The 18,110-nt window shown below is 68.0% G+C and carries 23 protein-coding genes; 13 read left to right on the top strand and 10 right to left on the bottom strand.

The features are described from left to right. Nucleotides 1–25: 25 nt before the first annotated feature. The gene (locus tag GNX95_RS04525) at nt 26–649 is read right to left on the bottom strand and encodes an endonuclease (RefSeq protein ID WP_163505882.1); all 624 of its coding nucleotides are present in this window, start codon (nt 647–649) and stop codon (nt 26–28) included. 112 nt (nt 650–761) lie between these two features. Between GNX95_RS04525 and GNX95_RS04520 the strand changes: the two genes are divergently transcribed. The 3 genes from GNX95_RS04520 (at nt 762) to GNX95_RS43730 (ending at nt 1,893) form a co-directional block, all read left to right on the top strand. Continuing rightward, nucleotides 762–1,160, top strand: a complete 399-nt coding sequence (locus GNX95_RS04520; protein WP_163505881.1) for a hypothetical protein — start codon at nt 762–764, stop codon at nt 1,158–1,160. A gap of 62 nt (nt 1,161–1,222) precedes the next feature. Beyond that, nucleotides 1,223–1,771: a type 1 glutamine amidotransferase domain-containing protein gene (locus tag GNX95_RS04515; RefSeq protein WP_187369595.1), complete on the top strand. Its 549-nt coding sequence runs from the start codon at nt 1,223–1,225 to the stop codon at nt 1,769–1,771. Beyond that, nucleotides 1,768–1,893, top strand: coding sequence for a hypothetical protein (locus GNX95_RS43730; RefSeq protein WP_281356869.1), 126 nt, complete (start codon nt 1,768–1,770; stop codon nt 1,891–1,893). The genes GNX95_RS04515 and GNX95_RS43730 overlap by 4 nt, the downstream gene beginning before the upstream one ends. Here the strand turns inward: GNX95_RS43730 and GNX95_RS04510 are convergent. Continuing rightward, nucleotides 1,880–2,242 (bottom strand): ATP-binding protein, encoded by a 363-nt coding sequence (locus GNX95_RS04510; RefSeq protein ID WP_163505880.1) that lies wholly within the window; start codon nt 2,240–2,242, stop codon nt 1,880–1,882. The genes GNX95_RS43730 and GNX95_RS04510 overlap by 14 nt on opposite strands. A 72-nt stretch (nt 2,243–2,314) precedes the next feature. Then, nucleotides 2,315–3,088, bottom strand: a complete 774-nt coding sequence (locus tag GNX95_RS04505; protein ID WP_163505879.1) for a GAF and ANTAR domain-containing protein — start codon at nt 3,086–3,088, stop codon at nt 2,315–2,317. A gap of 334 nt (nt 3,089–3,422) precedes the next feature. Here GNX95_RS04505 and GNX95_RS04500 point away from each other — a divergent pair, with 334 nt between their 5' ends. Further along, complete coding sequence (locus GNX95_RS04500; RefSeq protein ID WP_163505878.1) at nt 3,423–3,794, top strand: STAS domain-containing protein; 372 nt, start codon at nt 3,423–3,425, stop codon at nt 3,792–3,794. Here the strand turns inward: GNX95_RS04500 and nrfD are convergent. The 5 genes from nrfD to GNX95_RS04470 all read right to left on the bottom strand — a co-directional run bounded on the left by nrfD (nt 3,766) and on the right by GNX95_RS04470 (nt 11,197). Further along, a complete protein-coding gene (gene nrfD / locus GNX95_RS04495) occupies nt 3,766–4,641 on the bottom strand; it encodes an NrfD/PsrC family molybdoenzyme membrane anchor subunit (protein ID WP_163505877.1) in 876 nt (291 codons plus the stop codon). The genes GNX95_RS04500 and nrfD overlap by 29 nt on opposite strands. Next, the gene (locus tag GNX95_RS04490) at nt 4,638–5,429 is read right to left on the bottom strand and encodes a 4Fe-4S dicluster domain-containing protein (RefSeq protein WP_163507834.1); all 792 of its coding nucleotides are present in this window, start codon (nt 5,427–5,429) and stop codon (nt 4,638–4,640) included. Before GNX95_RS04490 ends, nrfD begins: the two co-directional genes overlap by 4 nt. Nucleotides 5,430–5,491: 62 nt before the next feature. Next, nucleotides 5,492–8,734 (bottom strand): formate dehydrogenase, encoded by a 3,243-nt coding sequence (fdh, locus tag GNX95_RS04485; protein WP_246281506.1) that lies wholly within the window; start codon nt 8,732–8,734, stop codon nt 5,492–5,494. A gap of 28 nt (nt 8,735–8,762) precedes the next feature. Continuing rightward, nucleotides 8,763–9,407 (bottom strand): UdgX family uracil-DNA binding protein, encoded by a 645-nt coding sequence (locus tag GNX95_RS04475; RefSeq protein WP_163505875.1) that lies wholly within the window; start codon nt 9,405–9,407, stop codon nt 8,763–8,765. Further along, nucleotides 9,404–11,197 (bottom strand): thiamine pyrophosphate-requiring protein, encoded by a 1,794-nt coding sequence (locus GNX95_RS04470; protein ID WP_163505874.1) that lies wholly within the window; start codon nt 11,195–11,197, stop codon nt 9,404–9,406. The genes GNX95_RS04475 and GNX95_RS04470 overlap by 4 nt, the downstream gene beginning before the upstream one ends. A gap of 100 nt (nt 11,198–11,297) precedes the next feature. Here GNX95_RS04470 and GNX95_RS04465 point away from each other — a divergent pair, with 100 nt between their 5' ends. Genes GNX95_RS04465 through GNX95_RS04425 form a run of 9 tightly spaced genes read left to right on the top strand, consistent with a single transcriptional unit; the run spans nt 11,298 to nt 16,523 of the window. Then, a complete protein-coding gene (locus GNX95_RS04465) occupies nt 11,298–11,732 on the top strand; it encodes a Na+/H+ antiporter subunit E (protein ID WP_163505873.1) in 435 nt (144 codons plus the stop codon). Continuing rightward, entirely contained in the window at nt 11,729–11,977 is a 249-nt protein-coding gene (locus GNX95_RS04460; RefSeq protein WP_246281505.1) for a monovalent cation/H+ antiporter complex subunit F, read from the top strand. Before GNX95_RS04465 ends, GNX95_RS04460 begins: the two co-directional genes overlap by 4 nt. After that, nucleotides 11,977–12,255 (top strand): monovalent cation/H(+) antiporter subunit G, encoded by a 279-nt coding sequence (locus GNX95_RS04455; protein WP_222853387.1) that lies wholly within the window; start codon nt 11,977–11,979, stop codon nt 12,253–12,255. Before GNX95_RS04460 ends, GNX95_RS04455 begins: the two co-directional genes overlap by 1 nt. After that, nucleotides 12,252–12,497: a Na(+)/H(+) antiporter subunit B gene (locus GNX95_RS04450; RefSeq protein ID WP_163505871.1), complete on the top strand. Its 246-nt coding sequence runs from the start codon at nt 12,252–12,254 to the stop codon at nt 12,495–12,497. Before GNX95_RS04455 ends, GNX95_RS04450 begins: the two co-directional genes overlap by 4 nt. Further along, on the top strand, nt 12,494–13,210 hold the full coding sequence (locus tag GNX95_RS04445; RefSeq protein WP_163505870.1) for an MnhB domain-containing protein: 717 nt from the start codon (nt 12,494–12,496) through the stop codon (nt 13,208–13,210). The genes GNX95_RS04450 and GNX95_RS04445 overlap by 4 nt, the downstream gene beginning before the upstream one ends. Beyond that, entirely contained in the window at nt 13,210–13,557 is a 348-nt protein-coding gene (locus GNX95_RS04440; RefSeq protein ID WP_163505869.1) for a sodium:proton antiporter, read from the top strand. The genes GNX95_RS04445 and GNX95_RS04440 overlap by 1 nt, the downstream gene beginning before the upstream one ends. Then, nucleotides 13,554–15,185, top strand: a complete 1,632-nt coding sequence (locus GNX95_RS04435) for a complex I subunit 5 family protein (RefSeq protein ID WP_163505868.1) — start codon at nt 13,554–13,556, stop codon at nt 15,183–15,185. Before GNX95_RS04440 ends, GNX95_RS04435 begins: the two co-directional genes overlap by 4 nt. 52 nt (nt 15,186–15,237) lie before the next feature. Beyond that, a complete protein-coding gene (locus GNX95_RS04430) occupies nt 15,238–15,738 on the top strand; it encodes a Dps family protein (RefSeq protein ID WP_222853386.1) in 501 nt (166 codons plus the stop codon). Beyond that, nucleotides 15,735–16,523, top strand: a complete 789-nt coding sequence (locus GNX95_RS04425) for an ANTAR domain-containing protein (protein WP_222853385.1) — start codon at nt 15,735–15,737, stop codon at nt 16,521–16,523. The genes GNX95_RS04430 and GNX95_RS04425 overlap by 4 nt, the downstream gene beginning before the upstream one ends. Here the strand turns inward: GNX95_RS04425 and GNX95_RS04420 are convergent, their stop codons facing one another. Together GNX95_RS04420 and GNX95_RS04415 are read right to left on the bottom strand one after the other, a co-directional pair. Continuing rightward, nucleotides 16,524–17,318: an FHA domain-containing protein gene (locus GNX95_RS04420; protein ID WP_187369592.1), complete on the bottom strand. Its 795-nt coding sequence runs from the start codon at nt 17,316–17,318 to the stop codon at nt 16,524–16,526. A 63-nt stretch (nt 17,319–17,381) separates the two neighbouring features. Beyond that, nucleotides 17,382–18,107 (bottom strand): PIG-L deacetylase family protein, encoded by a 726-nt coding sequence (locus tag GNX95_RS04415; protein ID WP_163505867.1) that lies wholly within the window; start codon nt 18,105–18,107, stop codon nt 17,382–17,384. Between the last annotated feature and the right edge of the window lie 3 nt (nt 18,108–18,110).

Genomic DNA, 18,110 nt, shown 5'->3' with positions numbered 1-18,110 from the left:
CCCTGGGATGCCGGTCAAACGGCCATCAAGCAGCCAATTCCTCGCGTACGTCCTTGTCGATCGTGGCGCGTACCAGCGCCGCGGCCAGGTCGGCCACCTGGTCGTCGCCAACCAGGTCGGCGAGTTTCCCCGGATCCATCGGCAGACCGACGCGCTTGGCGCTGTCGAGCGCCTTGCCGTCGAAATACGGCCGCAGCTCCGGCCAGATCGCCTGCACCTCGCGGCAGAAGATGTCCACTCCGGCCGGGCCGATCCGCGGGATCTCCCGCAGCCGCCGGCACATGTCGTTTTTCCCGCGCAGCTGGCGCAAATCCCCGTGATAGCGGTCGATCAACAGCTGCGCGCCGTCGCGAAGCGCGGTCGCCGTGCTCTCGTCGTAACGCCGGTAGTGGGCGCGTCCGAGCGCGTCGACGATCTCCTGCCAACTCGCATCGCGCATCCGTTGCGGTGTGGTGAAACCGCCGCGGCGCAGCTCCGCCGCGGCCGCGACGGCGATCTTGGCGTTGATCCTGGCCGACAACAGCGTCGCCAGCACGAGCAGCTGATAGAGCGAGGCCGGCGTGTCCTTGAGCCGGATGCCGGCCTCCTGCGCGTACGTGCGGCCGGCGACCTCGAGCAGGCGATGGACCGTCTTGTCCGATGCAGCCATAGCTCCTCTCCTTCGCGACTCACCCTCCTAGTACCCGCTCCACCCCCGGTTTCACACGTCGAAGCGCCGGGTAGTCCAGGAAAAGGCTGACCCCTCCAGAAGGAGACGGACGATGTTCCGTAAGAACGCGGTCACCCGATCGCGACAACGCATGACGACCGAGCTCAACGAGAGCCTCGGACACCTGCGCCAGGCCGCGAAATCCGGCGGCCGGGCGGCGAAGGAGACCTACGTCACAGCCAAGCCACACCTGGACAAGGCGGTGACGACGCTCGCCGAGCTGCCGGCCAACGGACGCAAGTCGGCGAAGAAACTGCGCCAGAGCCGCCGAATGATCGCCGAGGCGAACCGGCGCGCCGGCGAGGCTTCGCTGGTTTTGCGTGGCAAGAAACAGCGGCGTTGGCCGCTCACCGCGATCGCTTTGGCCGGTGGCCTGGTGATCGGTGGCGTGGCGAGCCTGCTTTCCAAGCGGCTGCAGGAGTCATCGCTGGAAACCCATCCGGCGAGTTGACTCGCCCGGCAGGCCCGCCTCTCACCGAGGAGGCGGGCCTGTTTCTATCCGAGGAGGAAAACGTGTCGACAACCCTGACTGGCAAGAAGATCGCGTTTCTGGTGGCGCCGGAAGGCGCTGAGCAGGTCGAGCTGACAGAGCCGTGGAAGGCGGTCGAGGAAGCGAGCGGCTCACCGGCGCTGGTGTCCACATCGGACGGTGAGGTGCAGGCCTTCAACCATCTGGACAAAGGTGACAGGTTTCCGGTCGACCAGGTGGTGTCCAAGACGACCGCCGACGACTTCGACGCGCTGGTGTTGCCCGGCGGAGTGGCCAATCCCGACTTCCTGCGCACCGACGAGGACGCCGTCGCGTTCGTGCGCGGGTTCTTCGACCAGAAAAAGCCGGTCGCGGTGATCTGTCATGGTCCGTGGACGCTGATCGAGGCCGATGTCGTACGCGGCCGTACGCTCACGTCGTGGCCAAGCCTGCGAACCGACCTGCGTAACGCCGGCGCCACCTGGGTCGACCACGAGGTGGTGACCGACGGATTCCTGGTCAGCAGCCGCAAACCCGACGACCTGCCGGCGTTCTGCGGACATCTCGTCGAGCTTTTCGCGGCCAGACAGTGAACGAGGAGGCGGTCGCGGCCGCCGACGCGGCGGATCGCGCGTACCAGACGGAAAGTCCGGCGGGTCAGGACCCGCCGGACGATGACGTCAGCATCGAGGCACCGGACGTCAACAGGTCCTGACCGCGCTGATGTGCAGGTTCTTGCCTTCCTGCCAGGAGTCGGCGCCGTCCATCAACGTGGTGAGCACCCGCCAGCCAAACGACGTCGTGCTCTGCGCGCCGCGGCTCTGTGGCCGTACGCTGCCGTGGATCCGGAACACCGCGTTGTTCACGTCGAACCGGCACGCCACCGTCGTCCCCCGCTGCGCGCGCTCGACCAGCTCCGCGCAGACCTCGTCGGCGGCCATCGTCAGGTCGGAAATGGCGTCCAGGTCGAGATTGTGCCGCTCCGCCAGTGTGCTGGCCACGGCCCGGACCACCGCCAGCTGCCGCAGCTCGGCCGGCACCCGGATCTCCACCGGGCCAGGCATTGCCGCTCACCTCCATCCCGTTTTTCCAGGACTGTCAACCAATGGATACCCGGCTGACCGCCCCCTACGCAGTCACAGGCGGCGGCGCCGAGCCACCACGGCGTCGGCCAGCTCGGCCAACTTGACGTTCAGCTGCTGCGAAGTCCGGCGCAGGATGTCGAACGCCTCCTCGGCCGTACAACCGCGGCGCTCCATCAGCACGCCTTTGGCCTGGCCGATGACATCGCGCGAGGCGAGCGCCGCCCGCAGCTGGGACGCCTCCATTTCCGCCGCGGTGAGCGCCTGCGTCGCGGTCAGCGCGATCGCCGCGTGGCTGGCCAGCAACACCGCGGAGTCCAGGTCGATGCCGTCCAGGCCGCCGGAGCGCGAGCTGTAGACGTTCAGCGCGCCGAGCCGCGGCGGCTCACTGTAGGGAAACAGGCCGACGGCGAGCACACTGCCGACGCCGAGCTTGGCCGCCGCCGGTCCCCAGCGGCGCCACAGCACGCTCGTGTGCAGGTCCGGGTCGACGACCAGGCCCTCACCCGGCGTACGCGTCGCGGCCACGCAGGGGCCCTCGTCATAGCGGTATTGCAGCTCGTCCAGCCGTACGGCCAGCGCATCCGTGTGCACCGGCGTGCTGAAGTCGCCGCGTGCGTCGCGCAGCGTGACGCTGACCAGCTCGGCGCCCTGCAGGACGGTCTGCGCCGCCGTCACCAGATGCTCTAGCAGCTCGGCGACAGTCGGCGCCGCCAGCCGGCGGCCGAGCTGCGCGAACTGGCTGGCCAACGGCCCCAGAGACGCGGCGGTCGGATCGGTGGCCACGAACCTGGCCTTGTCCTCGGCCCACGCTCGCTCGCTGGTCAATGCTGGGAAAACGGGACGCGGGACATGGGTTTCTCCATCGACGGTTGGGATGACACGGCCGGGACACGCGAAATCGCTGGAAACTCGCGCTGTCCACCAGTGGCTGTCTGCTCAACCGTCTGGTCAGCCATGATCGTATCCGCTGCCGCCCGCGGACCCGGCACGGCTCGGCAGGTTGCCGCCCGGCGTGTTCCGGTCGTACGGTGGAGTTGCGGTTCAGCAGCTAGCCGCCTCGACGATGGCGCCTGCCAGTCGTCGAGCTGGCTGGGTGTCGCCGCACCGGCGACCAGCACCGCGTCCCAGTCGACCGCAGGCCGACAAAGGGAGATCTCTCGTGAAAGAGCCGATTTCGGTCGCACCAGGCGACATCACTCTCGACTGTCAGGAGCACGGCGCGGTCGCCGTCGTACGCGTCAGCGGCGACCTCGATCTCAACACTTCCCCGTCGTTGCAGGACTATCTGGCCGAACGCGAGTCCAGCCCGGTCGTCATCGACCTGCGCAACGTCGCCTTCCTCGGGTCGGCCGGGCTGGCCACGCTCATCCAGTCACACGAGCGCGCCGCCGCGGCCGGCCGGCCGTGGGCCGTGGTGGCCACCGGGAGCGTCGTGCTGCGTCCGATGGAGGCGACCGGCCTGCTCACCATCCTCAACCCGTATCCGAGCGTCGACGAGGCGCTCAGCGTGTTTTCGACGTCTGGCGATTGAGTTTCTGCGGTACGACCACATATTTCGGGTCGCGGCTGGATTCCACGCCGGCGTTGAACACGCCGAAGCGCGTACAGACGCCACCGGCCAGGTATGCGCTGCCGGCCACCGCCGCCGCGATCCGGCTGCGCCGCGCGAAAACCGACAGGCCGGCGCCGAGCAGGGTGAGGCCGCGGCCGGCTTTCAGCAGGCCGCTGCGCGCGTACGGCTCGCTGACGATGCCGTGGCCTCGCTCCATCCGCAGGCCGGCGGCGACCTCCATCGCGGTGCCGATCCAGCCGATTTTTCGTGCCGGTGCCCGGTCCTGCGGCGCGGCCGCGAGCATCGCCACACCGGCCGCGCTGGTCATCGCGCTGCCACCGAAGACAAACGGCAGCTCCGGATAGCTGTCGTGCCAGGCCGGCACGGCCGTGTCGGCCAGCAGGACGGAGGTGTACGTACACATCGCCGGGCCGAGCACACCGGCGCCGATCCCGGCCAGCCGGCCGACGCCCGGCAGCCAACCGGTGACCTCCGAGCCGGCCGCAGCGGTCGCCAGTCCGGAAAATGGCGCCAGAATCCAGGATCCGACCGACAGCGGCGAGGTCGGCTTGAAAACCCTGAGCATGTTGAGAAAACGCGCCGGCCGGCCAAGGTCGTGGACCAGCGCACCGACGCTCGCGGTGGCCGCGCCGGCGGCGACGAGGCGACCGCTCCGGCGCAAGCTCGCGCGGCCGGTGGCGTCGGCCATCGCCGCCATGGCCGCCGAGGCACCGGCCAGGCCGCCGAGAAACAGGTACGCCGGCACGTCCGGCACCTTCCACGCCGGTTCCTTCAGGATCGGCCGGCCATAGTACGAGTCGGTCATCGGCGTTTCCCCGCAAAGGCAAGGACAACTCCGGCGGCGACGCCGAGTGCGGCGACCGCGGCGTGCTTCCACATTGAGGGCAGGTCGCGTGTCGTGACGAACGGCTCCGGCGGCAGGCCATAGACCTCCGGTTCGTCCAGCAACAGGAAGAAAGCCCCGTCGCCGCCGACCCCATCGTCAGGATCACGGCCGTAAAGTCGTGCATCGGACTCGCCTTTGTCATGCAGCGCCGCGAGTCTGCGGTCGGCGCGTTCGCGCAGCTCGTCCAGCTCCCCGAACTGGATCGAGTCGGTCGGACAGGCTTTGGCGCAGGCCGGCTCCAAACCGTCACCCAGCCGGTCATAGCACAACGTACATTTGAACGCGCGGCCGTCGCTCTCGCGGCGTTCGATCACACCGTACGGGCAGGCCGGCACGCAATAACCGCAACCGTTGCAGATGTCCTCCTGCACGACCACTGTGCCGAACTCGGTGCGAAACAGCGAGCCGGTCGGGCACACGTCCAGGCAGGCCGCGTGCGTGCAGTGTTTGCAGACGTCGCTGGACATCAGCCAACGCACGCCGTCCTGCTCGTCGCGTACGCCCGGCATGCCGAGGTCCACAGTGGACGGTCTGGACTGCTCGATGAACGCGACGTGCCGCCAACTGTTGGCACCGAGCTCACCGGTGTTGTCGTACGACGTGCCGAGCAGGTCCAGCTCCTTGGCCGGCACGTCGTTCCATTCCTTGCAGGCGACCTCGCACGCCTTGCAGCCGATGCAGACAGAGGTGTCGGTGAAGAAACCCATCCGCGGCGGATGGCCGACGTGTCCCGCATCGGCGGCGGGATCGGCCAACGGACCGGACAGACTCACGTCCTCGCCTCCTCCGTGTCGATGCCGGCACGCCGCCGGTAGTCCTCCACCAGCCGGCGCAGCGCGGGTCCACGTGGCCTTCGGCCCGGCCGGATGTCCGCGGTCGCCGCCTTCGACTCCTGGATGTGCACGTTGGGGTCGAGCGCGACGGCCAGCAGGTCGTTTGCCGAGTCCCCGACGGAAACCCCGTTGGTCCCCCAGTGATACGGCACGCCGATCTGGTGGATCGTGCGGCCGTCCAGTCGCAGCGGGCGCAGGCGGTCGGTCACCAGGACGCGTGCCTCAACCGCCGTACGGGCCGTCACGATGGTGGCCCAGCCACCGTTGACCAGGTCGCGTTCCTGGGCCAGGGCCGGCGAAATCTCGCAGAAGAACTCCGGTTGCAGCTCGGACAGCCGCGACAGCGTACGGCTCATGCCGCCGGCGGTGTGGTGCTCGGTCAACCGGTATGTGGTGATGACGTAGGGAAAAACCCGGTCGCGTGGATGATATGTGTTGTCGCGGTGGCGAAACTCTTCGTGGGTCGGGTTGGTCTGCTGGCCATAGAGCGGATTGGCCAGCGGAGACTCGATCGGCTCGTAATGCGCCGGCAGCGGCCCGTCGGCCAGACCGGCCGGCGCGTACAACCAGGCCAGGCCGTCGGTCTGCATGATGAACGGATTGGTGCCGGACAAGGCATCCTGCGCGAGCGCACCGTCCGGCGGCCGGTAGTCGGGCGGCTTGGTGGCCTCGAAGTCCGGCACGTCCGCGCCGACCCATTTCTGCTGGCCGCTGTCCCACCAGACGTACTTTTTCCGCTCGCTCCACGGATTGCCGTCCGGGTCCGCCGACGCGCGGTTGTAGAGGATGCGCCGGTTCGCCGGCCAGGCCCAGCCCCACTGCGGCGCGACCCAGCTCTGGTCGGTCCCCGGTTTACGGCGGTCCGCCTGGTTTTCGCCGTTCGCGTGGACACCGCAGTAGATCCAGCAGCCCGACGACGTGGAGCCGTCGTCCTTCAACTCCGTGTACGACGACAGCGGACCGTCCGGACCGTATCCGTTGATCTCGGCCAACACCGCCTCCGCGCTCGGCTCGGCCAGCTCGCCTTCCGTCGGATAATCCCAGGTCAGATCCAGCAGTGGCCGGTCGCGCGGATCACTCGAGCCGGCCAGCCGCTCGCGAAGGATCCGGCCAAGGTGGAAATAGAACCACAGGTCGCTGCGCGCCTCACCTGGCGGCTCGACGGCTTTTCGGTGCCACTGCAGCAGTCGCTGGGTGTTGGTGAAGCTGCCTTCCTTCTCGGTGTGCGCCGCGGCCGGCAGGAAGAACACCTCGGTGCCGATTTCCTCGGTACGCAGCTCGCCGGTCTCGATTTCCGGACCGTTACGCCAGAAGGTCGCGCTCTCGATGAGCGAGAAGTCGCGTACGACCAGCCAGTCGAGGTTGGCCAGGCCAAAGCGCTGCATCCGGCCGTTGGCCGAGCCGACCGCCGGGTTCTCCCCGACCAGGAAATAGCCCTTGACCTTGCCGGCGATCTGGTCGACAACCGTTGTGTAGGTGCCGTGGTCGGCATTGATCCTCGGCAGGTAGTCGAAACAGTAGTCGTTTTCCTCAGTCGCCGCGTCGCCCCAGTAGGCCTTCAGCAGGCTCACCGTGTATGCGCGCATGTTTCCCCAGAAGCCGGTCTTTCCGGCATCCGCCTCGACGAAACCGTCGAGATCCTCGTGCATGTGCGCGTGTGGCATCGGAATGTAACCGGGCAACAGGTCGAACAGCGTCGGGATGTCGGTCGAGCCCTGGATGCTCGCGTGGCCGCGCAATGCCAGGATGCCACCACCTGGCCGGCCGATGTTTCCGAGCAGCGACTGCAGAATCGACGCGCAGCGGATGTATTGCGAGCCGACCGTGTGCTGCGTCCAGCCCACCGAGTAGACCCACGCGGTCGTACGGTCGCGGCCGGAGTTGGCGGTGATCGCCTCGGCGACCGCTTCGAAGTCGCGCCGCCCGATGCCGCAGACCCGCTCGACCATTTCCGGTGTGTAGCGGGAGAAATGCCGCTTCAGCACCTGATACACACAACGCGGATGTCGCAGCGTCTCGTCGATTTTCGGCTTGGCGTGTACGGCCGCACCGCCGCTTCCGTAGCGCTGGCCGGCCGAGCCAGCCTTCAACGCCTGACCACCATGCGGAAAATCGGTCTCCTCCGCGTCCTGGTCCCACTGGTCGCGCTGACCGGCGGCGGCCGCCACCTCGGCGCCCTCGTACGTCCACGAGCCGGAGTCGTAATGGCGGCTCTCCGGGTCATAGCCGGAAAACAGGCCGTCCAGGTCCTCGGTGTCGCGGAAGTCCTCCTGCAGGATCGCTCCCGCGTTGGTGTACGCGACGACGTACTCGCGGAAATCCTTTTCGTTCTGCAGCACGTAGTTGATCAGCGCACCGAGGAAGACGATGTCGGATCCGGCGCGCAGCGGCACGAACTGGTCGGCGAGCGCGCTCGTACGGGTGAACCGCGGATCGATGTGGATCACCCTGGCGCCGCGCTGTTTGGCCTCCACGACCCACTGGAACCCGACCGGATGGCATTCGGCCATGTTGGATCCCTGGATCACGATGCAGTCGGCATTGGCCAGGTCCTGCTGGAACGTCGTGGCACCGCCGCGACCGAACGAGGTCCCCAGACCGGGGACCGTGGCGGAGTGTCAAATACGTGCCTGGTTCTCGATCTGCACCGCGCCCATCGCGGTGTAGATCTTTTTCATCAGGTAGTTTTCCTCGTTGTCCAGCGTCGCGCCGCCGAGGCTGGCGATCCCCATCGTCCGCCGTACCGGCTCGCCGCCGTCCTCGTCCTGCCAGGTCTGCCGGCGGGTGGCCACAACCCGGTCGGCGATCATCTCCATCGCCTGGTCCAGCGACAGCCGTTCCCATTCCGTGCCGTACGGCCGGCGATGGAGGACCTCATGAACGCGACTGGGATTGCTGACGAGTTGTTTACTCGCCGACCCCTTCGGACACAGCCGGCCGCGGGAGACCGGCGAGTCCGGATCGCCTTCGATCTGGGTGACCGCACCGTCCTTCACGTAAATCCGTTGGCCACAGCCGACCGCGCAGTACGGACAGACCGACTGGACCACCTTGTCCGCCTGCGCGGTCCGCGCGGTTTTCTTTGTCGCCGACTCCACGGCGGCGCCGCGGCCGAGCGGATCGGTGCCGGTCAGCTGCCGGTAGACCGGCCACTGGTCCAGCCACGTCCGTACGCTCATGACCGCAAGATACCCACGTTTGCGCCGGTCATGCATCTCGAAGCGCGGCGGACACCGCTGTCAGGTCGGCGACCAGTCCGCCGAACGCCTCGTCCCTCTCGGTGGCGCGCAAAACCGCCGACGGATGGATCGTCGCCAGCGCCTGCCGCGCGCCCAGCTCCGCCGGCGCGTCGAGCAGCACGCCACGCTGCTTTGTCACCCGGAAGTCCTTGCCGAGCAAGGACTGCGCCGCGACCGCGCCGAGGCAGACGACCAGCCGCGGCTTGATCGCGGCCAGCTCGGCACGTATCCACGGCCGGCACGCGGTGATCTCCGAGGCGGCCGGTTTCTTGTGGATACGCGGTTTTCCGCGGTCCGACCTGGTGAACTTGAAATGCTTCACCGCGTTGGTGAGATAAACCTGCGCGCGGTCGATGCCGGCCCGGTCCAATGCCTTGTCCAGCAGGTGGCCGGCCGGCCCGACGAACGGCTCGCCTTCGCGGTCCTCGACGTCGCCGGGCTGCTCGCCGACCATCACGACTTTCGCTCGCGACGGGCCGTCGCCGAAGACCGCCTGGGACGCGTCGGCGTAAAGGGGGCAGCCGCGGCAGGAGTCCACCGCGGCTCGCAGCGCGGCCAGATCGGTGCGCTCCGGCAGGAACGGCTCGGCGCCGGCCGGCCGCGTGGCGGTCATTTCTCCGCACCGCCGGGCAGGAAGTCCTGCATCTTCGACTTGACGCCTTCCTTCATCACCTGCCAGCGATCGGCGTCGCCGCGCGCTATCGACTCGGCCGCCTTCTCGATCTGGTCCCAGCTCGCGTGCGGCGGGATCGGCGGCACAGCCGGATCGGTCACGAATTCCACCAGGCACGGCCGATCACTGGCCAACGCCTCTTCCCACGCACCGCGTACGCGATCCGGTTCGTCGACCCGGAGGCCGCGCAGGCCGAGGGAGGAAGCGTAGCTGGCGTACGGAAAGTCCGGCAGCTTCTGGGACGGCAGGAACTGCGGCGAGCCACCCATGGCGCGCAGTTCCCAGGTCACCTGGTTGAGGTCGCCGTTGTTCAGCACGCCGATCACCAGCCGCGGATCTTTCCATTCCTTCCAGTACATCGCGGCGGTCAGCAGCTCGTTGATGCCGTTCATCTGCATGGCGCCGTCGCCGACCAGCGCGATCGCCGGCCGGTCCGGATGCGCGAACTTCGCCGCCACCGCGTACGGAAGTCCCGGACACATGGTCGCGAGCGTGCCGGACAGCGTGCCGCGCATCCGACCGCGGATCCGCAGGTGCCGCGCATACCAGTTGGCCGCCGAGCCGGAGTCGGAGGTGATCATCGCGTCCTCCGGCAACATTGGCGACAGTTCATGGAAAACGTGCTCGGGGTTGATCGGATCGGCGGACACCGCGGCGCGCCGTTCCATCACCTGCCACCACCGGTGGACGTCCTTCTCCACCTTTTCGCGGAACGAGCGGTCGGACTTCTTCTCCAGCAGCGGGATCAACGCGCTCAGCGTTTCCTTGGCGTCGCCGACAAGGTTGACCGCGTTGGGATAGCGCATGCCGATCATCGTCGGATCCAGGTCGATCTGCACGCCGTTGGCCTGGTCGTATTCCGGCAGGAACTGCGCGTACGGAAAACTCGAGCCGACAGTCAGCAGCGTGTCGCAGGACATCATCATCTCGTAGCTCGGCCGGGTGCCGAGCAGACCGATCGAGCCGGTCACGTACGGCAGGTCGTCCGGCAGGACGTCCTTGCCGAGCAAGGCTTTCGCGACACCGGCGCCGAGCAGGTCGGCAACCGACATCACCTGTTCCACGGCCTTGCCGGCACCCTGGCCGATCAACATCGCGACCTTCTGGCCGGAGTTGAGGACGTCCGCTGCGCGGCGCAGGTCCACATTGGACGGAACGACCGTCGGCTCGGTCACGTCCATGCTGGACGGCACCATCTTGAACGCGTGCGACGGCGGCTCGTACGCCATTTCCTGCAGGTCGTTGGGGATGATGAGCGCGGTGACCGTACGCCGGGACAGCGCCGTGCGGATCGCCCGGTCCAGGACGTTCGGCAGTTGTTCGGGCACCATCACCGTCTGCACGTAGTCGCTGGCCACGTCCTTGAAAAGCGTGTGCAGGTCGACCTCCTGCTGAAACGACCCACCCATCGCCGTGCGCGCGGTCTGTCCAACGATCGCCACCACCGGCACGTGGTCGAGTTTGGCGTCGTACAGGCCGTTGAGCAGATGGATCGCACCGGGTCCGGAGGTGGCCGTGCAGACACCGAGCCGGCCGGAGAACTTCGCGTATCCGGTCGCCTCGAAAGCGGCCAGTTCCTCATGCCTGGCCTGGATGAACCGCGGCTGGTCGCCGGCCTTCTGCCAGGCCGCCAGCAGGCCGTTGATCCCGTCACCGCCATATCCGAAAACGTGCTCGACATCCCATTGGCGCAGCCGGTCCAACAGAAAGTCGGCGACCGTGGTGGCCACGACGACACTCCTTTCGCAGATAACTGTCCGCACCTGGTTACCCGTACGCGCGGACGTGAACCAGTGTTTCGACAACGGCCGTCGCGGGTAACGAGATAGCGTGTCGCGCCTTGCGGAATTCGCGGTGTGGTGGGTCGTCGTGACCGTGATCTGGCTCATGACACTGACGACCGCCTCGGTCGCCGAACTCGTTTTGGCGGTGGTCGCCTCGATTCCGGCCGCCGTCGCGGCGACCGCTGGCCGTCGCGTACTGGTTGTCAGCGGCCGGCCGAGCCGGAATTGGCTTCGCTGGCTGGCACAGCTGCCACCGACGATTCTGGCGGAGACGGCCAGGCTGCCGCTGACCGTACGATCGCCGCAGCACACCAGGAAAGTCGTGCTGCCTCGGGGCGCGTCCAGATTGGACCGTGCGGTGGCCGCGTGGACGATGTCGGCGACGCCGGGAAGCGTCGTCCTCGACGACCGCCACGGCGAACTGGTGGTTCACGCGGCGAACGCCCGGACCTCGCGGCTCGAACGGTCGGTGCGGTCGTGAACGGCTGGCTGGTCGCCGCCGCGATCCTGATGGTCGCGACGATGGCCGCGCTGTGGCTGGCGTGCACCGGCAGCGCGACACAGCGGGTCGTCGGCCTGCAGCTCAGCTCGTGTCTGCTGGTGCTGGCCCTGCTGCTGTTGGCGCAAGGTTTCCAGCAACCACCTTATTTGATCGTACCGTTGACATTGGCGGTGCTGTCCTTTGCCGGCACATTGGTTTTCAACCGATTGCTGCGATCGCGATGATGGCCGTCGCGGCGGTTTTGGTTGCCATCGGCGTTTTCGTCGCATTGGCGGCAGCAGTGACCGTGCTGTTTGGCCGTACGGCGCTCGGTCGGCTGCATTTCGTCACACCGGTGACCTCCGTGGCCGGGCCGCTGATCGGTCTCGGGCTGGCGATCGCCAACGGCTTTTCGCTCACCTCCGCGACCATCGTGCTGACCGTCGCGATCATGGCCGTGACCGGTCCGATCCTGACCGCGGCGACCGGCCGGATGGCACGCGACACGGAGCGGCGGACATGACATTTTTCCTTGTGTTCGCGCTGCTTCTGGTCGCCGCCGTGGCGACTTTCGTGGTGCTGACGCGCGATCCGCAGGGTCAGGCGGTGACCCTCTCGGCGTACGGCCTCACGCTGACCCTGCTTTTCGTTCTGCTGCAAGCACCGGACGTGGCGCTGTCACAGCTGGCCGTCGGCGCGGCGGTCGTGCCGTTGATGGTGTTGCTGGCCGTGCGTACGGTCCGTCGCGGCGGCGGTGAGCGATGAGCCGCCGCCTCCGTACGGTCGTCTTTTTCCTTGGTGCCATCGGTTTCGCCGTGCTGTTCACCGTCGCGGTCTGCCAACTGCCGCCATTTGGCGGCCCGCTGCATCCGTATCGTGACGCGGCCGTCGCCGCCGCCGTGCGGCATTCCACCGCCAACGTCATCTCGTCGGTGAACTTCGACCTGCGTGGCCTGGACACGCTCGGCGAGGAGATGATCCTGCTCGGCTCGGTCGTCGGTGCCGCCGCACTGCTGCGCTCCACGTCGAGAGAACACCGGCAACGCCGGCACGGCGACCGCGTGCTTCCGGCCGCGCGGGTGGCCGGCGCGGTGATGCTGCCGGTGACGACAGTGCTCGGCATCGACCTGATCGCACACGGGCATCTGACGCCAGGCGGCGGTTTCCAAGGCGGTGTCGTGGCCGCGACCGGTGTCCACCTGCTCTACATCGCCGGCCGGTACGAGGCACTGCGGCGACTGCGTCCGGTCGACTGGTACGAGTTCGCCGAGGCGTTCGGCGGCGGGCTTTTCCTTGTCGTCGGCCTGATCGGCCTGTTCGGCTCGACCGGCATGCTGGCGGACTTCCTGCCGACCGGATCGATGAGCGACCTGGCATCGGCCGGCACGGTCGTCGTTCTCAACGCGGCGGTCGGTGTCGCGGTCACCGGCGGCATCGTGGTGCTGCTGGCGCAGTTCCTGGAAGCGGAGGCCACGTGATGGCGGTTTTCCCTTATCTCATCGCCGGTTATCTGTTCGTGCTCGGCGTGTATGGCGTCGTACGCAGCCGCCATCTCGTGCAGACCGTCGTATGTGTGGCCGTCTCGCAGTCGGCGACGTATGTGCTGCTGCTGTCGGCCGGCTTCCAGAAGGTCGCCACCGCACCGATTTTCGGCCAGTCGACGCCGGTCGGCACATCTGTCGTGGATCCGGTCGTGCAGGCGCTGACGCTGACCGACATCGTCGTGTCGGCGACTGTGACAGCCCTCCTGCTGGCGCTGGCGATCCAGATCCACCGCCGGCACGACACCGTCGATCCCGACGAACTGCGTTCGCTGCGCGGATGACCTCCCTGCCGCCATTGCTGATCGCGGTGCCGCTGCTGGCGGCCTGCGTCCTGCTGGCCGGCAGCCGGCTGCTCCCCCGGCTCGCCGTTGACCTGCTGTCGACGCTCGCGGCGACGATCGCCCTGGTCATCGCCGGATTCCTCGTGGTGGCAACGAAAGACGAACGCGTGGTGAGCTGGGCCGGCGGCTGGCGGCGGATCGGCATCGCGCTGTCGGTGGACCCGACCAGCGCGTGGCTCGCCTGCCTGATCTGCTTTCTCGGCGCCTGCGCGCTGCTGTACGGATGGCGCTATTTCGAAGAGGTTCGCGCGCATTATCACGCGTTGCTCCTGCTGTTTCTGGCCGGCATGCTCGGCTTCGCCATCACCGGCGACCTGTTCGACATGTTCGTCTTCTTCGAGCTGATGGGTGCGACCGCGTACGCACTGACCGGCTTCAAGGTCGAGGAACCGGAGTCGGTGCAGGGTGCGTTTTCCTTCGCGGTGGTCAACTCGCTCGGCGGGTACCTGTGCCTGATGGGCATCGGCCTGTTGTACGCGCGCACCGGCGCGCTCAACCTCGTCGCCCTGGGCGAGGCCGTGCGCGGCCGTCCGGTCGACCTGCTGGTGATCGCGGCGTTCGTCCTGGTCGGTTGCGGCTGGCTGGTCAAGGCCGCGGCGGTGCCGTTCCATTTCTGGCTCGTGGACGCGCATGCCGTGGCGCCGACGCCGGTGTGCGTGCTGTTCTCCGGCGTGATGGCGCCGCTCGGCGTGTATGGTCTGGCGCGCGTCGAATCGACCGTTTTCGCCAGCGTACAGCCAATGGCACAACGCGTTTTCCTTGTCCTGGGGATCGTCACGGCGATCGTCGGCGCGATCATGTGTGTCACACAACGACATCTCAAGCGTCTGCTCGCGTATTCGACCGTGGCGCACATCGGCATCTTCCTGGTCGGTCTGTCCACATTGGACATCAGGTCCACCGGCGTCTATCTGCTCGCCCATGCCGGCGTGAAAGGCGCGCTGTTCCTGTTGGTCGGGATCCTGCTGGCGAAACACTGCTCGGTGGACGAGATCGACCTGCATCGCGACGCCGACCGCAGTGTTTTCCGCGGCATCCTGTTCGCGATCGCCGCGCTCGCGTTGGCCGGCCTGCCGCCTTTCGGGACGGCATTGGGAAAGTCGCTCCTGGAGGACTCCGGCACCGGCATCGCCGTGCTGCTGATCGCCGTGTCGGCCGTCACCGGCGGCGCGGTGTTGCGCGCCGGCCTACGTGTCCACTTTGGACTCGGCCCGCCGCCGGAAAGCGAGCAGGAGGTCAGCAAAGGCGAGGAACGCGACCCGGAGGTCACCGGTCGTACGCACCTGACGATGGTCGCGGCGATCCTCGTCCTGCTCGGCTTTGGCCTGGCCATTGGCATCCTGCCGAGCACCGCGCCGGAGTGGACGCTCCATGGGGTGCTGCTCGGACTGCTGTCGACCGCGTTGGCCGGCGCGGTCGCGGCGATGTCGATCTGGAAACACCACTTCGGGCGCCGGATCCGGCCAGCCATCAACGTCCTGCACCGCGTGCATTCCGGTCACGTCGGCGACTATGCGGCCTGGTTGATGGCCGGCGTGGCCTTTGTCGCACTGCTCGCAGTGTTTTGACCGCCGCCGACTCGGGTAGCCAACGCATACAACGGGAACAGGAAGGTTGTGTGTGGACGTGACGATACGTGGACCGTTGACCGATGACGCGCGGAAAATCACCGGTGACGCGCTGCAGGGCGCGCTGGTTGACCTGATCGATCTTTCGCTGGTCGCCAAGCAGCTGCACTGGAACGTGGTGGGCCGCAGTTTCCGCAGCGTGCATCTGCAGCTGGACGAGGTCGTCGACGTGGCGCGGAAGTACGCCGACGAGGTCGCCGAGCGGGCCGCCGCGATCAGCGTGAACGCCGACGGCCGCGCCGAGACGGTGGCCAAGAGCAGCAACGTGCCACACGTCGAGGACGTCGGCTGGGTCGACGACCAGAAGGTCATCAAGATGATGGTCGACGCTCACCGCGCGGTCATCGCCGGGATGCGTGACCGCATCGACGCGCTCGACAAGCCCGACCCGGTCAGCCAGGACCTGCTGATCCAGGCGAGCGCGGAGCTCGAGAAGTCCTACTGGATGTGGCAGGCCGAACAGCCAGGCACCGGCGCGAAGCCGGCGACGTGACCAGACAGGTGGCCGGCGACCCGGCCGACAGAGAGTGGTCCCACGACCGGAAACGGTTCGCCGCGGACGGTGCCATCGTGGGGCCGCTCGCGCGTCAGCTCTCCGAGCTCGCGCAGCGACTCGCGCCAGCGCCGACGGTGGCCGACGCCGTGCGGCACGTCGTCGAGATGACGAAGGTGGTCGTGCCGGCCGCCGACCTGGTGAGCGTCACGCTGCGTGACCCGCGCGGCAAGTTTCGCACCCCATTCCACACCGACGCGTTGGCCGTACGGCTGGACGAGCTGCAGTACGAGTTTGGCGAGGGTCCGTGCGTGGAGGCGACGCGTACGCCCGGGGAAGGCGCCATCGACGCTCCGGACGTGGCCACCAGCCAGTCGTGGCCGAGGTGGGGACCCCCTGCGGCGCAGCTGGGCGTACGCAGCGTCTTCGCGGTCGGTCTCTTTCCATACAGCGATCCGCCGCGGATGGGTGCGCTCAACATCTACAGCTCGCTGCTGGACGGTCTCGCCGAGCTGGACCGCGACGTGGCCATCGTGCTCGCGTCCTTCGCGGCGGCCGCGCTGTCCGGCACCGACGCGGTCGAGGCGGCCAAGCTGGAAAGCGTGCAGCTGCGCGAGGCGCTGCTGTCCAGAGACCTCATCGGCCAGGCGAAAGGCATCCTGATGGAACGCCGTGGCTGCTCAGCCGACGAGGCTTTCGACGTGCTGCGGCGTACGTCGCAGGACCTCAACCTGAAGCTGTCCGCGGTGGCCGAAGCGGTGGTGGCACACCAGAAACCGCGCTGATCAGCCGCCGATCAGCCGCAGGTCCGACGGCACGATCGTGGTCGTACGCAGCAACTCCATGATCAGGTTGTGGTTGAGCGCGTTGCCGACCGGCGGCGGCACCTCGCTCTCGGTCAGCGCCGCCACCCCCTGCTCGCTCAGCCGCACCCGTACTTTCTTGACGATGTGCGCGAGCCGCTTCTCGGTCCATTGCTCGGCCGGCCGCAGGTCGTGCATCGCCAGCGCGGTGTCCTTCCAGGTCAGCGGCTGCGGTTGCGGCTCCTGGCGGAGATAGCGCTGCGCCAGGCACACCACGGCGAGGTGCTCAAGCTCGGTGAGCTGCCACGGCTTGCCGAGCATCGTCGTCTCGTCGTGGTGCTCGCCGGTCACGGTCGTCGAGCGCGACGCCGCGATCCGCACCTCCAGCAGGTGCTCGCGCTCCGGCGAGACGATGAACAGCGGCGTGTACGCGACCGGCAGCTCGGCGCGGTGGCCGCTCAGCAGCAGCCGCGCCCCCGGAAACCGGATCGGTACGCGGCCGGTGTTGTCCAGGACCCAGTGCGAGCGCTGGAACGAGATGTGGCCGTGCTGCCGGCTGACGTGCGGGTCGTCCGGTCCGACACAGACGTGCACCTCCGGGTCCTGCCGGCCGAAGATCACCGTGAAGCCGGCGTCCGGCGCCACGCTCATGCCGCCGTTGACCCCCATCACGAACAGCGTCCCCGGCTCCACCGGCGGCAGGCCGCGCGCGAGGCTGCCGGTGCCTCGCGGCAGGACGTTGACCTTGCTGGGTGATCGGGGGATCGAGTACGTCACCGGAGTTCCTTCCGCCGCTGTGCTGTGCGTACGTTAACCGGCGAGCACCGGGAGGGGTCCCGGTCAGAGCTCGACGACCTCGAAGGCGACGGCGAAACGTACGCCGATCCGCGCGCCGACCGGCCGCGCCATCGCCTCCAGGAACTCCTCCGGGTCGCTCATCGCGTCGTCGCCGAGGCCGCGCAGGTAGTCGGCGTGCGCGGCGAGCGAGGCGACACCGCGGTCGAAGGTGTCGGTCACGTCGACCGCGTGGGTGGCCTCCGGACTGCTGGCCACCAGGATCTGTTTCGCCTTCCACGGCTGGAGATCCTCGTCCAGCAGCTCGCGGAAGACCCATCGGTTGGCGGCGTCGCGTACGCCGTCGAGCACGGCCCGTCCAACCGCGATGTGGTCGGCCTGGTTGAGCGCGCCGGGCTCCCAGAAGTCGCGGTAGTTGCCGGTGACGACCACGTCCGGCCGGTGCCGGCGCACGGCCCGCGCGATGTCCCTGCGCAGCTCCAAGCCGTAGGTGATCATGCCGTCCGGATGCCCCAGGAACTCGACCGTGTCGACGCCGACCAGCGCCGCGCCGGCGCGCTCCTCCGCCTCGCGCAGCGGTCCACAACGCTCCGGCTCGATCGAGTCGATGCCGGCCTCGCCGCTGGTGGCCAGGCAATAGACGACGCGTTTGCCTTGCGCGGTCCAGCGCGCGACGGCCGCCGCGGTGCCGTATTCCAGATCGTCCGGATGCGCGACGATCGCCAGCGCGGTCGACCAGTCCTCGTCGACCAGTTCCAAGGTGTCACTCATGCT

Origin of the sequence: Fodinicola acaciae (genome assembly GCF_010993745.1) — a bacterium.
GTDB lineage: Bacteria > Actinomycetota > Actinomycetes > Mycobacteriales > HKI-0501 > Fodinicola > Fodinicola acaciae.
The sequence above is the reverse complement of the archived record's forward strand: the minus strand, read 5'-3'. Positions and strand labels throughout refer to the sequence as shown.

Excerpts from the sequence above, each read along its gene's own strand:
- GNX95_RS04520 (WP_163505881.1), top strand. The coding sequence starts at position 762 with ATGTTCCGTAAGAACGCGGTCACCCGATCGCGACAACGCATGACGACC.
- GNX95_RS04445 (WP_163505870.1), top strand. The coding sequence starts at position 12,494 with ATGAGCCGCCGCCTCCGTACGGTCGTCTTTTTCCTTGGTGCCATCGGT.
- GNX95_RS04455 (WP_222853387.1), top strand. The coding sequence starts at position 11,977 with ATGGCCGTCGCGGCGGTTTTGGTTGCCATCGGCGTTTTCGTCGCATTG.
- GNX95_RS04510 (WP_163505880.1), bottom strand. The coding sequence starts at position 2,242 with ATGCCTGGCCCGGTGGAGATCCGGGTGCCGGCCGAGCTGCGGCAGCTG.
- GNX95_RS04525 (WP_163505882.1), bottom strand. The coding sequence starts at position 649 with ATGGCTGCATCGGACAAGACGGTCCATCGCCTGCTCGAGGTCGCCGGC.
- GNX95_RS04450 (WP_163505871.1), top strand. The coding sequence starts at position 12,252 with ATGACATTTTTCCTTGTGTTCGCGCTGCTTCTGGTCGCCGCCGTGGCG.
- GNX95_RS04440 (WP_163505869.1), top strand. The coding sequence starts at position 13,210 with ATGGCGGTTTTCCCTTATCTCATCGCCGGTTATCTGTTCGTGCTCGGC.
- nrfD (WP_163505877.1), bottom strand. The coding sequence starts at position 4,641 with ATGACCGACTCGTACTATGGCCGGCCGATCCTGAAGGAACCGGCGTGG.
- GNX95_RS04490 (WP_163507834.1), bottom strand. The coding sequence starts at position 5,429 with ATGGGTTTCTTCACCGACACCTCTGTCTGCATCGGCTGCAAGGCGTGC.
- GNX95_RS04475 (WP_163505875.1), bottom strand. The coding sequence starts at position 9,407 with ATGACCGCCACGCGGCCGGCCGGCGCCGAGCCGTTCCTGCCGGAGCGC.
- GNX95_RS04435 (WP_163505868.1), top strand. The coding sequence starts at position 13,554 with ATGACCTCCCTGCCGCCATTGCTGATCGCGGTGCCGCTGCTGGCGGCC.
- GNX95_RS04415 (WP_163505867.1), bottom strand. The coding sequence starts at position 18,107 with ATGAGTGACACCTTGGAACTGGTCGACGAGGACTGGTCGACCGCGCTG.